The organism is Burkholderia sp. AU28863 (assembly GCF_002223195.1).
In the GTDB taxonomy this organism is placed as follows: Bacteria; Pseudomonadota; Gammaproteobacteria; order Burkholderiales; family Burkholderiaceae; genus Burkholderia; species Burkholderia sola.
Map to the genome: position 1 here is coordinate 145,681 of NZ_NKFE01000005.1, position 13,303 is coordinate 158,983.

The window sequence follows — 13,303 nt, forward strand, 5'->3', positions numbered from 1 at the left end:
GTGCAGAGCAGTATCGAATCGAAGACGCTGCTTGTCCTGATTCCATCGTTCATCTTTCACCGGAGGCGAGCATGCCAGGTTTACTTCCCGATGTTGACCGCGAGGGGCTCCTCGAATATTCGGTGGTGTACACCGATCGCTCGGTCAACCATATGTCGCAGCGCTTCCAGGGCGTCATGCGCGACATCTCCGCCACGCTGAAAAAAGTCTACAACGCGAAGTCGGTCGCGATCGTGCCGGGCAGCGGGACGTTCGGCATGGAAGCCGTGGCGCGACAGTTCGCGACGAACAAGAAATGCCTCGTCATCCGCAACGGCTGGTTCAGCTTCCGCTGGTCGCAGATTTTCGACATGGGCAGCATTCCGTCCGAAACGACGGTGCTGAAGGCGCGCCCGGTCGAAGGCGGCAGGCAGGCCGCGTACGCGCCGGCCCCGATCGACGAAGTGGTCGCCGCGATCCACGCAAACCAACCCGATTTCGTGTTCGCGCCGCACGTCGAAACCGCGTCCGGAATCATGCTGCCCGACGCGTACCTGCGCGCGGTGGCCGACGCGGTGCATGCGGTCGGCGGCATGTTCGTGCTGGATTGCATCGCGTCGGGCACCGTGTGGGTCGACATGCAGGCGAGCGGCGTCGATATCCTGATCAGTGCGCCGCAGAAGGGCTGGAGCGCGTCGCCATGTTGCGCGATGGTCATGTTGAGCCCGCTCGCGCGCGAGCGCATCGATTCGACGACCAGCACCAGCTTCGCGTGCGATCTGCGCAAGTGGCTGCAGATCATGGACGCGTACGAGGGCGGCGGGTTCGCGTATCACGCGACGATGCCGACGGACAGCCTCACGACGCTGCGCGACGTGATGAAGGAAACCGACGCGTACGGCTTCGACAAGGTAAAGGCGGAGCAGCTCGAACTCGGCGAGCGTATTCGCGCGCTGCTGACGGAGAAGGGGTTCAGGAGCGTGGCCGCGAAGGGGTTCGAGGCGCCGGGTGTCGTGGTCAGTTATACGGACGATGACGGTATTCGCACCGGGAAGAAGTTCGCCGACGTCGGTTTGCAGATCGCGGCCGGTGTGCCGTTGCAATGCGACGAGCCGGCGGATTTCAAGACTTTCCGGCTCGGGTTGTTCGGTCTCGACAAGCTGCATGATGTCGATGGCGCGGTGAAGCGGTTTGCCGATGCGTTGAACCGGATTGTTTGACGCAGTGTTGTGGAATCGATGGCTCCGGTGGTCGTCGCGCGTTCGTTGCGTGGCGGCTTTTGAGTCGTTGAGAACGCAACCATTAGGATCGTGACATGGCCGAAGACGCTCTGACGTTTGCGAGTCAAGCCGAATGGGAAAGCTGGTTGGGCCAGAACGGCGGCACGTCGACCGGAGCATGGCTGCGGCTCGCGAAAAAGGGCGCGGGGCAGCGAACCGTCACCTATGAAGAGGCGGTGGAAAGCGCCCTCTGCCACGGCTGGATCGATGGCCAAAAGAAGGGCGAGAGCGAGCAATACTGGTTGCAACGCTTTACCCCGCGCTCGGCGAAAAGCATCTGGTCCAAACTCAACAAGGACAAGGCCGAAGCGCTGATCGCCGCAGGCAGAATGCGCGCGGCCGGCATGGGCGAGATCGAGAAGGCGAGGAAGGACGGCCGCTGGGAGGCTGCTTATACGTCGGCCAGCAACTCGATCGTGCCGGACGACTTGCAGGCGGCGTTGGATGCCCATCCGAAAGCCGGGAAGTTTTTCGCGACGCTGAACAGCCGTAATCGCTATGCGATCCTGTTTCGGATACAGAATGCCAGGAAGCCGGAAACACGGGCGCGCAAAATCGCGGAATTCATCGACATGCTCAAGCGGGGCGAGACTTTTCATCCGTAGAGGGTGAGTTTCTGACGGAGATTTGGTCGAACGCGATCGAAGCGAGAATTGTTCCGATCGCCATATGAATGGGAAAAGCAGGAATGAGAGCAAGAATGCATATCCGCGCATCGGAGTTCAGCCTTCGTCGCGCGGCGCTGGGCGTCGCTATGGCGATGACATTGTCGTGGTTCGCCGCTGCGCAGGCGCAGATCTGTGCACCGGATAGTGTGGCGCGCGAGTGTTTGATGCAGCGCAGTCAAGATGAATTTCAGCGAGCGGACGACGAATTGAACCGCACTTACCGCAAGGTTCTGAAGTCGCTATCTCGGCCACGTGACGAGTACGTTGACTATCCGACACTCAAGGTGCAATTTGTCGAGGCTCAGCGGCAATGGCTCCGTTTTCTCAGCGACGAGTGTTCCGCTTGGTATTTAATAAACGAAGCAGGCGCAGATCGGAATCTTGATCTACTGACTTGCCAAATCGACAGAACACGTGATCGTACGCGTGAATTGAACGCGTGGCTTAAGCAAATGGGCCGTGACTAGCACCGCGCTGGATAGAGACAGCAAGAACTAGGTCGAGAGAGCCGGGTTCGTATCCGTCGAAGACGCGCTGCGAATCGCAACGTCGAGCGGCTCCCCTGTGAAAACCACGCAACACTACGCGTTCAGATTCGTTGTCGCGAGGTCCTCGATCTCTCTCGGGCGAAGGATTTTTTCAACGAGCCTAGCCGACATCCGGCGGCTCAGTAGTCTCTGCAGATTCGCCAGCAGTCGGTTTCGCGATCCCACCACCCGATAGCTCAGATTGCGATCGAGCGCCCACAACGCATCCTGCACCACGTTCGTGACCGGCATCGGCACGCCGACAGCAGCCTCCTTCGCGCCGACAACGTCGAAAAAGGCCGTTTGTGTCGCGCCGGGACATAGTGCGACAACCCGGATGCCCCGATGCCGGTTCTCAGCCCAAACAGCCTCCGAAAATGACAGGAGAAAGGCCTTCGTCGCGCCGTAGACGGCCATGTACGGATCGGGCTGGAATGCGGCGGTTGAAGCGACATTGATGACAGCGCCATTGGCGCGCGCTTGCATCCCCGGCAGCAGAAGGTGAGTCAGTTCGATCGCGGCGAGGCAGTTCACCAGGACTTCATCGCGTTGGCGTGTGGACGGAATCGATTCAAAGCGCCCGTAAGCTGCGAAGCCCGCATTGTTGATCAGCACATCGACGATCGTGCCGGTCGCCTTCAGATGACGATCGATCGTGCTGACGGCGTCGTCCGCACTCAGGTCGACCGTCAGAAAATGGGCGTCGCACACATAGTCGCGTCGCAGTTCCGCGACCAGATCGCGCAGCTTGTCGCCAGAGCGCGCGACCAGCAGGAGCTTCGCGCCTCGTTTGGCCAGCGCATAGGCAAACTCGCGCCCGATACCTGACGATGCACCCGTGACGAGCGCTGTTTTTCCGCCGAAATCAAAAGATTTGCTCATGGCTTGCCGATGGAGAAGAACGGGAGTTGCACTTTAAACCGTTGACTATAGGCAACGGTCAAGCGTAAATGTCGTTCCATGACATCGATTGGAGGCAGCATGCGCATCGGCGAGCTATGCAAGCGGGCGGGTGTATCGCGCGACACCGTCCGTTACTACGAGCGCATGGGCCTGCTGGATAAAGCAACCCAACCCAATGCGACAAACACTTACAAGCACTATTCCGCACTTTCGTTGCAGCGGATACGGCTGATCGTCCACGCGAAGGCGTTGGGCCTCACGCTGGCGGAAATCGGCGACGTTGTTCACGTATGGGAAAGTCCGACATTCGGCGTCGAGCAAAAGGTCGCGTGTCTGCAGGCAAAGCTCGCCGAACTCGATACAAAGCGCCACGCGTTGACTACGCTGCGAACGGGATTGCTGAACGCGTTGGACAAAGTCGGTCGCGACTGTGTCGACGATGAAGTAGCGCTAGGGAGCGCGTTTGTGACGGAGTAGGTCACCCGATCGAACATCGCGCATTCGCGAACGTTCGACATCATTCGAAGCCGCGTCACCGTTACCCTGCTACGCCGGCAAAAGCCCCGCTTTACGATAATTGTCGATCAGCGCGTCATAGAGCGAGAGATCGGCGCGACTCCGCGCGATGAGCTGGGCGCCGGCGATGGCGGCGAAGATTGCCCGCGCCCGCGGTTTGCTCTCCCGAGCGCTGACCACCGCCGCCGCGGACAGCACCTTGCTGAGCCACGCCACGTTCACGTCGGCGAAGGCCAGCACTTCTTTCATCACGACTTCCGGCAGATCGTCGGTTTCGGCCGCCATGAAGCTGCACAGGCACAGGCGGTTGCCGGTCGCGAGCGCCTTGCGGAAGGTATCGGGATAGCGACGCAGGCAGTCCAGCGGATCGTGCGATCCGGTCAGCATGTCGTCCAGCGCCGCCGCTGAATCCTCCCAGTAACGCCTCGCTACCGCGGCGCCGAGATCGGCCTTGCTGTCGAAGTGGTGGTAGATGCTCGCGGCCTTGATGCCCACCTCGTTGGCGAGATCCCGGTAATTCAAGCCGCCGTAGCCGTGCGTCTGCGCGAGCCTCGTGGCGGCTGCCAGAATTCTTTCTCTCGAGTTCGAGCTCGCGTCGTTCGTCACTGCTTCAGTCTCCGCGCACAGGAAAGGGTGTTGACACCCCGGATTCTACCTTATATGGTTAACCTAACAAACGTTAGGTAGATTCGCTGGCGACGCGTTTCCGTGTCGTCCGATCCTCTGCAACCGACCACGGAGCGCCCCTGCAATGACTTCCAGCAACGTCGATTTCGACACAGCCCGACTACCCGTGATGAAGGTCCACGATTTCCCGACAGGGCCCTATCCGACACGCGTGCGCATCGCGCTGGCCGAAAAGGGGCTGCAATCGCGCGTCCAGTTCGTGATGGTCGATCTTTACAAGGGCGAGCATAAAAAGCCCGAGTTCATCGCCGGCAAGAATTATTCGGGTACGTTGCCGGTGCTGGAACTCGATGATGGAACCTGTATCGCCGAGTGCACGGCCATTACCGAGTACCTCGACACGCTCGATGGCGTACCCGCGCTCACCGGCAGCACGCCGCGCGAAAAGGGCATCATCCACATGATGAGCAAGCGCGCCGAGCTGGAGTTGCTCGACGCGATCAGCGTTTATTTCCATCACGGCACGCCGGGCCTGGGGCCCGACGTGGAGACGTATCAAAACCCGGAGTGGGGATTCCGTCAACGCGACAAGGCGCTGAGGGGCATGCGCTACTTCGATGCGGTTCTGCAAAGGCAACCGTACGTCGCGGGCGAGACGTTCTCGATGGCCGACATCACCGTCATCGGCGGTTTGATCTTTGCGATGCTCGTGAAGCTGCCGGTGCCTGAGGAGTGCGAAGCGCTTCGAGCCTGGTACGCGAGAATGCTGGAGCGTGAGAGCGTCAGGAATCAGCCGGTGTTTGCGATGCTGAGCTGAGCGCTACCGCGTCAAGCGATACAAAACATCGGGGCAGCCTTCCTCGTTTCTGCTTCCGTCGCTGTACGCAATGGCAACGAACCCGTGCTGCTCGTAAAACGCAGCAGCATCGCGGTTCATCTGGAACGTATGGAGCTGGAGCGCGCCGTCCGTTTGCGACTTCACCGATTCCAGCAGGGCAGTGCCGATCCCTCGCCGCTTGAATCCGGGGCACACGTACAATTGCTCGATCCATGTCACGCCGTCAGTTACAACGTGTGCGGCCATGCCGATGATGTGGCCATCGTTCACGGCAACGGTAACGTTGCCCGACGGAACCAGCATGTCGGCAACCCAATCGCGGACCGCCGCTCCGGCGTGCGCGAGTGGCGCATAGGATGCCAGCGTGTCGCGTGACCGAAGATAGACGTCGGCTACCGCTGGGGCATCGGCCGTCGTCGCGCGACGCAAGATCAGGGGCATGGTTCGGCCACTCCGAAGTCGTCAACGAATGCTCGACGATAGCAGCATGGCATCGAACCTCCAAGGTCGTGCGGAATGCTGCTAAAAGGAGCTGAAATCGGCAAGTCCGCGCGATATATCGAGTTTGCAGCACGGACAATTGGTCCCGTGTCCGGCCAGTTTCCGCCATTCGACTTTCCGAGGAAATCGTCGAAAATTTGCGGAGGTATTGGGGATTCTCCGGGACTCGGAGAAGCTCAGTTACAAGCATGCGCTTCAGAGATGGGCACGGGTTCAGTTGCCACTCCTGCAGTGCCGGCGAGCAAACGTCGCAGATGAATCTGCGCGGAACCGGGGCCGCTTATCAAGACCTCGTAATCCCGACCAGCTTCGGGGACAAAAGTGCCGGCGCCTGGCGCATAGGTTACCCAGTAAGCTTTGGCGTTGCGCATGGTCGCCTCAGTGATTTGAGCGCTAATTGTCAAGGGTTCGCCGGCAGGAACGATCCATTCTTGATAATAACGGTAGGCGTCAGAAGGTAGCGGCATCCCGACAGTTTTATTCACCATTGCGGAAAATCCCGGCTTGGATACCAGGCGGCTGGGCTCAGGATATCCACCCCAAAGCCCTTGTTTCGGCGTACAAGTCGTGTTGTAGTGAAAATACACGGTCGCCCCCCAGTACACGCGAATTCGGGCTTCCCTATCAGGCTGCCAAGCGGTTGAGTTCGATTGAGGGGACGCACAGGCGCCGAGCACAATAGGAGCGAAAAGCGTGCAAAAGAATGCAATACGATGGCTCATGGAGTAGCGCGGTGGTTATTCGTGGCTAGCGAAAATACCTCAGGTCTTGGTTACTGTCACCAGGCATCGATCGGATGATCATCAGCTTTCGAGCGGTCCGACCGACCGTTCGGGTCGGCAGCGCCCAACGGCTCTGGCCGCCGTCGGCGCCAACTTCAGACGTTCTACAGCGCCGCCAAGATCATCGTCAATCAACGAGACCGTACGTTAGAGCCTATGCACTGTCCATACTGTTCCGCGAAGCTTGTTGAAACCACCGGTGAGGAACTCCGATGTTCATTGTCGGGGGCGCTCTTTAGCACCGCTGTTCGGGAGCAATTCGAGAGGCTTGCCCGGAAAGGCTCCTCCTTGACTAGCAAGTCGGCGCAGTTCAGTCTGGGACGTTGGTTTTGCCCTTTCTGCGGCGAGGAAACCGACAACGGAGTTTGCGGCTGATGCGGCCTGATGATCACCGGTCGGCTGGCACGACAACTGCTGGAATTGAATCCACACGTGCGCAACTGAATGTCTCGTTAAAATGAGGACAGACAGGCGAAGGGCAGTCAGGAATGGCTGCTGAGAATTATTTTGACGCGCCTTTTAGGTGTGAAGGGAAATAAGAGATGGGCTCATGGATCCGATGCAAGTGTGATCAACTCGTTCACAAAAACCTATTTTGCGGAACGGGCATATCTCTGCTCGCGACGGAAGAGTTCCTCGACGAGGATCATGTCGCAAAAAGTGCAGGTGACCTGGTCTCTGATCTCATTCGGCGGTCCGAACTTCTACTTACATGCTGGAACTGCGGACGGAAAATCTTGGTGAGGGAGGCCAAAGACGAGTTCGAGGTCCGGTTCTTCAAGCCGGAATAAGAAGGTACATATAAATCTGCCGGGAACTCGCATGGCACGTCGAACGGCCGCTTCGGGAATCATCGAGGGACCGCAACGGGCCGTTCTGAGCCGGTAAAAACCCCCGCCGCATGTGGCACCATTCCGGTCATCGCGACATCACATCAGCGTGCTGACTGACCCATCCATCGAGGAGAACTCATGTTTGACCACGTCAAATTCGGCGTCAGCGACTACGCCGCCAGCAAGGCGTTTTTCCTGAAGGCACTCGAACCGCTGGGCGCCGAAATTGTCGGGGAAAGCGACCCGTCGTACGGGATCGAGATCGGTCTGCCCAGCAAGTCTTCGCTGTGTTTGTTCCCGACCGACGAGAAGCCGGCGCCTCTCCACATCGCGTTCGTGGCCGACACGCGGGAGCAAGTCGATGCATTCCATCGCGGGGCGCTGGAGGCCGGCGGGAAAGACAATGGCGCGCCCGGGCTGCGGCCGCATTATCACGCGAACTACTACGCGGCGTTCGTCATCGGTCCGGATGGACACAATATCGAGGGGGTGTGTCATCGGGCGGAGGGGTGATGCGCTGGATCGGTAAAACGCTCGCGGCGATCTCGAGCATTGCGCTGATCGGCATCGCCTGCGTTCAAGCAGCGCCCCGCGAAACGGCATTCCCGCGCTTCACGCAGACGGAAGGCAAGCTCGACGGCGACGGGCTTCCGCTGTCCGGCGTGAAGCTTTGCGTGCTGCCCGACCGTGCGCCGTGCTTCGAGATGCCGCCGGCGCCGCTTCCCCATTCTTCGAAGGAACTGTACCAGTTCGGCCTGAATCCACGGTCCGAGCGGTTGCCGATTGCGTCGGGCGGCTCATGGGTGTTCTTCTCGGGGATGTTCTCGGGCGGCGGCAGCGGGATGCTGGAGCGTGTGGCCGTGCTGCGGGTCGGCGCGAACGGCAAGATCGAGAACCTGATGCCGAATGTCACCCAGACGGAGATGGCCGATCGTGCGATGTGGAATTTGCCGGAGGTGTCGCCGTATCCGCTGTTCGTCCGGGCCGACTACGTATGGGGCAAGGACGAGGATCATTTCGGCCAGCACTTCTTCGACGTCGACGCATGGGCGTTCGATCCCGCCGCCAGTCGATACGCGAAGCGCTTTTCCTACCGCACGAGCAAACGCTACGACAGAGGCGAGGGCTCGGACCATGTGCTGGCCGCCGAGCGCGCGGAGATCCTGCGTCGCCTTGCAGCGGGCAAGTGACGCGCTATCGCTGCGCGTCCCCGTACGTCTCCTTGCACACCGCGCGTAGCGCGTCGACGAGCAGATCGCGCGCGGGCGATTGCGAATCGGCAGAGCGCGTGAACAGCGCGATCGGCGGCAACGTCCACACCAGCGAATAAGGCACGATCGCCACGCCGGCGATCCGCACCAGTTCCTCCGCGATATCGGCCGGCACGATCGACACGGCTTCGTCGCTCGACGCGATCATTTCGCCGATCAACTTCGACGAGTAGCTTTCGACGATCGGCACGGGCGGCGCGATGCCGGCCGACAGGAACAGGTCGGTCACCTGTTCGCGCATCGGCGTATGCGGCGCGCCGAGAATCCAGTCGAGCGCGTGCAGCTTGTGCCAGTCCAGCGGCGTGCGGGCGAGCTTGGCGGCCAGCCGCCGGCTCGCGATCATGCGCGGCTGCTGCTGATACAGCACTTCGAACGAAACCTGCCCGAGATCGATCGCCGACGACGCGCGCCCGATCACGATATCGACACTGTGATCCTTGAGTTGCAGCAGCAACTGATCGCTGGTGCCTTCGTGAATCGTCACGGTGAGGCGCCGCTCCATGCGCGCTTGCAGCCGTTTCAGCGCGGCCGACAGCATCTGGCCGGAGATGAACGGAATCACGCCGATGTGCAGATGGGCCGCATGCCCGGCGGCGACGGTCTCCATCTCGCGGGCGAGGTGGTCGAGATCCTTGATCATCGCCTTCGCCCGTTCGAGCACGACCGCGCCGAGCGCGGTGGGCCGCATGCCGCGCGACGAGCGCTCGAACAGCGGCGTGCCGAACATGCTCTCCAGTTCGGACAGCGCGTTCGTCACGGCCGGCTGGCTGCTCGCCATGTGCTCGGCGACGCGCGTCAGCGAGCCGTGCTGCTGGATCTGCAGCAACAGCACCAGATGCCGAATCTTCAGACGCGCGCCGAGCCGCCTGACCACGTCGTTTGCGTCAAAATTCATTGACTGGTCATGCATTCATCAGGAAAAGGTTATGGGCCGATATTAAAACAGAATCATCACGTTATGGTGGGTCCTTAGAATCCCCTTCATGGATCGCGCCGGGACTGGCCTGGCGCCCACGCCGGGACCAAAACATGAAACAGACAGAGACACAGCAGCAGGCCGCCTTCGACTATCACGAGTTTCCGACTCCCGGGAAAATCTCGGTCGTCGCGAGCAAGCCGCTGGTGACGCAGCGCGATCTGGCGCTGGCCTATACGCCCGGCGTGGCGAGCGTGTGCGAGTCGATCGCCGCCGATCCGCTGCAGGCGCACCGCTTCACGAGCCGCGGCAACCTGGTGGGCGTGATCACGAACGGCACCGCCGTGCTGGGCCTCGGCAACATTGGCCCGCTCGCGTCGAAGCCGGTGATGGAGGGCAAGGCCGTCCTGTTCAAGAAGTTCGCGGGCATCGACGTGTTCGACATCGAGATCAACGAGACCGACCCGGACAAGCTGATCGACATCATTGCCGGCCTCGAACCGACGTTCGGCGGCATCAACCTCGAGGACATCAAGGCGCCGGAATGCTTCACCGTCGAGCAGAAGCTGCGCGAACGCATGAAGATTCCCGTCTTCCACGACGATCAGCACGGCACGGCCATTACCGTTTCCGCCGCGTTCATCAACGGGTTGAAGGTCGTCGGGAAATCCATCAAGGAAGTGAAGGTCGTGACGTCGGGCGCCGGTGCGGCCGCGCTGGCGTGTCTGGACCTGCTGGTCGACCTCGGGCTGCCGGTGGAAAACGTGTGGGTGACCGACATCGAAGGCGTTGTCTATCGCGGCCGTACCACGCTGATGGACCCGGCCAAGTCGCGCTTCGCGCAGGAAACCGATGCGCGCAAGCTCGCCGAAGTGATCGGCGGCGCGGATGTGTTCCTGGGGCTGTCGGTCGGCGGCATCCTCACGGCGGAGATGCTCAAGCAGATGGCGGCGCGCCCGCTGATTCTCGCGCTGGCCAACCCGACGCCGGAAATCTTCCCGGAACTGGCGCATGAGACGCGCGACGATGTCGTGATCGCGACGGGCCGCTCGGACTATCCGAACCAGGTCAACAACGTGCTGTGTTTCCCGTACATTTTCCGGGGCGCGCTGGACGTGGGCGCGACGACGATCACGCGTGAAATGGAAATCGCCGCGGTGCACGCAATTGCCGGGCTGGCCGAGGAAGAGCAGAACGAAGTCGTCGCGGCGGCCTATGGTGCGTACGACGTGTCGTTCGGCCCGCAATACCTGATTCCGAAGCCGTTCGACCCGCGCCTGATCGTACGGATCGCGCCGGCCGTCGCGAAGGCGGCGATGGAAGGCGGCGTGGCGACGCGTCCGCTCGCGAATCTCGATGCGTACGTCGAGCAGTTGCAGCAGTTCGTCTATCACTCGGGCGCATTCATGAAGCCGCTGTTCGCGACCGCGCGCCAGCTGGTGCGTGACGGCGGCAAGGCGCGGATCGTGTTCACCGAAGGCGAAGACGAGCGGGTGCTGCGTGCGGTGCAGGTGATCGTCGACGAGAAGCTGGCTCGGCCGATTCTGGTTGGGCGTCCGGAGGTGCTGCTCGCGCGCATCGAGCGATTCGGCCTGCGTTTGAGACTCGGTCAGGATGTCGAAGTAACCAACCCGGAATATGACGAGCGCTTCCCGCAATACTGGACGAAGTATTGGGAGCTGCGCTGCCGCGACGGTATTTCGAAGGAAATGGCGCGCGTGGAAATGCGCCGCCGCCTGACGCTGATCGGCGCGATGATGGTGCAGCTTGGCGACGCGGACGGGATGATCTGCGGGACGGTGGGCGAGTATCACAATCACCTGCGGTTCGTGGACGAAGTGATCGGCAAGAAGCCGGGTGCTTCGACTTATGCGGCGATGAACATTTTGTTGCTCGATCAGCGGACGGTCGCGCTGGTGGATACGCACGTGAACGACAACCCCGATGCGGAGCAGATCGCGGAATTCACGATCGCGGCGGCGCGGCAGATGGAATGGCTGAATCTGACGCCGAAGGTGGCGCTGCTGTCGCGGTCGAATTTCGGGTCGGGGAGTGCGGCTTCGGGCGTGAAGATGCGCCGCGCGCTGGAGATCGTGCGCGAGCAGGCGCCGGATATCGAGGCCGATGGTGAGATGCATGGCGACTGCGCGCTCGATGAAGGGCTGCGGGCGAAGCTGCTGCCGATGTCGCCGTTGAAGGGGGCGGCGAATTTGCTGGTCTGTCCGAACGTGGATGCGGGGAATATTGCTTACAACCTGCTCAAGACAGAGGCGGGGAGTAATGTGGCGGTGGGGCCTTTCCTGTTGGGCGTTAATGCTCCCGTGAACATTCTTACTTCCAGTGCGACCGTGCGGCGGATCGTGAATATGGCTGCTTTGACGGTGATTGAGGCTAATCGGGGTGTGGGTGGTTGATTGAGTGACGGGGGCGGTTGCGGCCGCCCTTCGGTTGTCGGCATTCGGCTGAACGGACGGTCGACAGTTTTGCTCGGATCGCCGACAATTGCAGCTATTTTAGGCAGCTGAACAGATCCATTTATGAGGACAGCCGTGTGGATTCTCCTCGCGCTAGCCATCGCCTCATGGGGAGCATGCGTGGTACATCCAACCGATACCGTCCACTTTGGATGGATCTGAACGTTGTTTGCGTCAGCAACTGGCTTCGTGGCAACGCTGTCGAGCTATTTGACGGAAGACGAAGTCCGTGCTCGCGGTGGTACGACCATATACAAAGCCGAATCGCCTATCAAATTTCTCTTCGCCTACGCATCGGTCGGGGGGGGGCTCGCCGTCGTTGCGCTGATAAGCATCCTTGGCTGTCTGGACCGATTTGGCCAGTGACAGCCTCGCCCAGGAGCGGGCGGTCGACATGGGGGCATAGGTTGTTGTTGATCCTCCCTATCGCTAGTGCGGAGTTGTACTCACTTGCGGCCCGTCATGTCGGTGAAAGGAATCGATAGCAACGCTGAGCTGCCCGGACCTGTTGCGGATGAGGTACACGTGATACCGGTCAGGTAATTCCGGTAGCGACACAGGTTCTTCGTTCCAGTAATCATCCTTGAAAAAAGTCGGTGATGAATAATCGAAGTTGTGGTTGCGAGAAATATCGAACCGTGCCTCCCCAAGGTCAGGCGTAATGGTTATACCCCACACATCCAAGCGAGTCCCTTCCCGTTTCGACATATCGTGCTTACTCCAGAAGTCCGGGATCTTTGTCCTGGAATAGTCTTCGGCGAGGGCGATGGCATCGGGAATAGCGGCCCATATATCGGCCAGGATTTCGTCGGCCTTACCGACGCATTCCAAGCAATCGGGACGATGACGGCATCTCACCCAGACCAACCTCTTGCCGATTTGATATTCCGACCGGAAGTAGCCTCCACCATCGGAAAAGACGCCTAGTGGCCGATGGTCTCTGAGTTTCTCCATGCCAATTATCCTTCGCGAATTCCGGTCGCTGCATCTAGCGGATGGGGAAAAGTGCCATGGTAGCAAGTCTGCATCGCATGTTCGAATGGCTGTTTAGGTGAATGCCGCGCGACCGCTTCGGGTCGCAAGGAGCCTTTCGCCCCGGCTCCACACGGCCACTCGATGTTGCACGAGGTTACTTGCAGACATCGTCGAACGGCATCATAACGAGATGCCGTGTATCACGACAGCATG

At 60.5% G+C, this 13,303-nt stretch carries 14 protein-coding genes; 8 read left to right on the forward strand and 6 right to left on the reverse strand.

The window, feature by feature from the left end; translation table 11 throughout:
• The first annotated feature begins 71 nt into the window (after positions 1–71).
• From CFB81_RS17145 to CFB81_RS17155, 3 genes are all read left to right on the forward strand, one after another.
• A complete protein-coding gene (locus CFB81_RS17145; RefSeq protein WP_089435950.1) occupies positions 72–1,199 on the forward strand; it encodes an aminotransferase class V-fold PLP-dependent enzyme in 1,128 nt (375 codons plus the stop codon).
• A 95-nt stretch (positions 1,200–1,294) separates the two neighbouring features.
• The gene (locus tag CFB81_RS17150; RefSeq protein WP_089435951.1) at positions 1,295–1,864 is read left to right on the forward strand and encodes a YdeI family protein; all 570 of its coding nucleotides are present in this window, start codon (positions 1,295–1,297) and stop codon (positions 1,862–1,864) included.
• A 95-nt stretch (positions 1,865–1,959) separates the two neighbouring features.
• On the forward strand, positions 1,960–2,394 hold the full coding sequence (locus CFB81_RS17155) for a lysozyme inhibitor LprI family protein (protein ID WP_256976221.1): 435 nt from the start codon (positions 1,960–1,962) through the stop codon (positions 2,392–2,394).
• A gap of 114 nt (positions 2,395–2,508) precedes the next feature.
• On the opposite strand, the gene CFB81_RS17160 is transcribed toward CFB81_RS17155, so the two are convergent.
• Positions 2,509–3,336 carry an SDR family oxidoreductase gene (locus tag CFB81_RS17160; protein WP_089435953.1) on the reverse strand — a complete coding sequence of 276 codons (828 nt, stop codon included), beginning with the start codon at positions 3,334–3,336 and terminating at the stop codon, positions 2,509–2,511.
• Positions 3,337–3,435: 99 nt separating this feature from the next.
• Between CFB81_RS17160 and CFB81_RS17165 the strand changes: the two genes are divergently transcribed.
• Positions 3,436–3,834 (forward strand): MerR family transcriptional regulator, encoded by a 399-nt coding sequence (locus CFB81_RS17165; RefSeq protein WP_089435954.1) that lies wholly within the window; start codon positions 3,436–3,438, stop codon positions 3,832–3,834.
• Between the two features lie 69 nt (positions 3,835–3,903).
• On the opposite strand, the gene CFB81_RS17170 is transcribed toward CFB81_RS17165, so the two are convergent.
• Entirely contained in the window at positions 3,904–4,479 is a 576-nt protein-coding gene (locus tag CFB81_RS17170) for a TetR/AcrR family transcriptional regulator (RefSeq protein ID WP_089435955.1), read from the reverse strand.
• Between the two features lie 145 nt (positions 4,480–4,624).
• Between CFB81_RS17170 and CFB81_RS17175 the strand changes: the two genes are divergently transcribed.
• Positions 4,625–5,317, forward strand: a complete 693-nt coding sequence (locus CFB81_RS17175; protein ID WP_089435956.1) for a glutathione S-transferase — start codon at positions 4,625–4,627, stop codon at positions 5,315–5,317.
• Positions 5,318–5,320: 3 nt separating this feature from the next.
• Here CFB81_RS17175 and CFB81_RS17180 read toward each other — a convergent pair whose 3' ends face one another.
• The gene (locus tag CFB81_RS17180; protein ID WP_089435957.1) at positions 5,321–5,779 is read right to left on the reverse strand and encodes a GNAT family N-acetyltransferase; all 459 of its coding nucleotides are present in this window, start codon (positions 5,777–5,779) and stop codon (positions 5,321–5,323) included.
• Between the two features lie 236 nt (positions 5,780–6,015).
• The gene (locus CFB81_RS35535; RefSeq protein ID WP_124503513.1) at positions 6,016–6,561 is read right to left on the reverse strand and encodes a hypothetical protein; all 546 of its coding nucleotides are present in this window, start codon (positions 6,559–6,561) and stop codon (positions 6,016–6,018) included.
• A 1,031-nt stretch (positions 6,562–7,592) separates the two neighbouring features.
• Here CFB81_RS35535 and CFB81_RS17190 point away from each other — a divergent pair.
• Positions 7,593–7,967, forward strand: coding sequence for a VOC family protein (locus CFB81_RS17190; RefSeq protein ID WP_089435958.1), 375 nt, complete (start codon positions 7,593–7,595; stop codon positions 7,965–7,967).
• The gene (locus CFB81_RS17195; protein WP_089435959.1) at positions 7,967–8,644 is read left to right on the forward strand and encodes a hypothetical protein; all 678 of its coding nucleotides are present in this window, start codon (positions 7,967–7,969) and stop codon (positions 8,642–8,644) included. The genes CFB81_RS17190 and CFB81_RS17195 overlap by 1 nt, the downstream gene beginning before the upstream one ends.
• 4 nt (positions 8,645–8,648) lie before the next feature.
• On the opposite strand, the gene CFB81_RS17200 is transcribed toward CFB81_RS17195, so the two are convergent.
• A complete protein-coding gene (locus tag CFB81_RS17200) occupies positions 8,649–9,620 on the reverse strand; it encodes a LysR substrate-binding domain-containing protein (protein WP_089435960.1) in 972 nt (323 codons plus the stop codon).
• 134 nt (positions 9,621–9,754) lie between these two features.
• Between CFB81_RS17200 and CFB81_RS17205 the strand changes: the two genes are divergently transcribed.
• Positions 9,755–12,055 carry an NADP-dependent malic enzyme gene (locus CFB81_RS17205; protein WP_089435961.1) on the forward strand — a complete coding sequence of 767 codons (2,301 nt, stop codon included), beginning with the start codon at positions 9,755–9,757 and terminating at the stop codon, positions 12,053–12,055.
• A 489-nt stretch (positions 12,056–12,544) separates the two neighbouring features.
• Here CFB81_RS17205 and CFB81_RS35540 read toward each other — a convergent pair whose 3' ends face one another.
• A complete protein-coding gene (locus CFB81_RS35540) occupies positions 12,545–13,069 on the reverse strand; it encodes a hypothetical protein (RefSeq protein ID WP_069618955.1) in 525 nt (174 codons plus the stop codon).
• Positions 13,070–13,303: the final 234 nt, after the last annotated feature.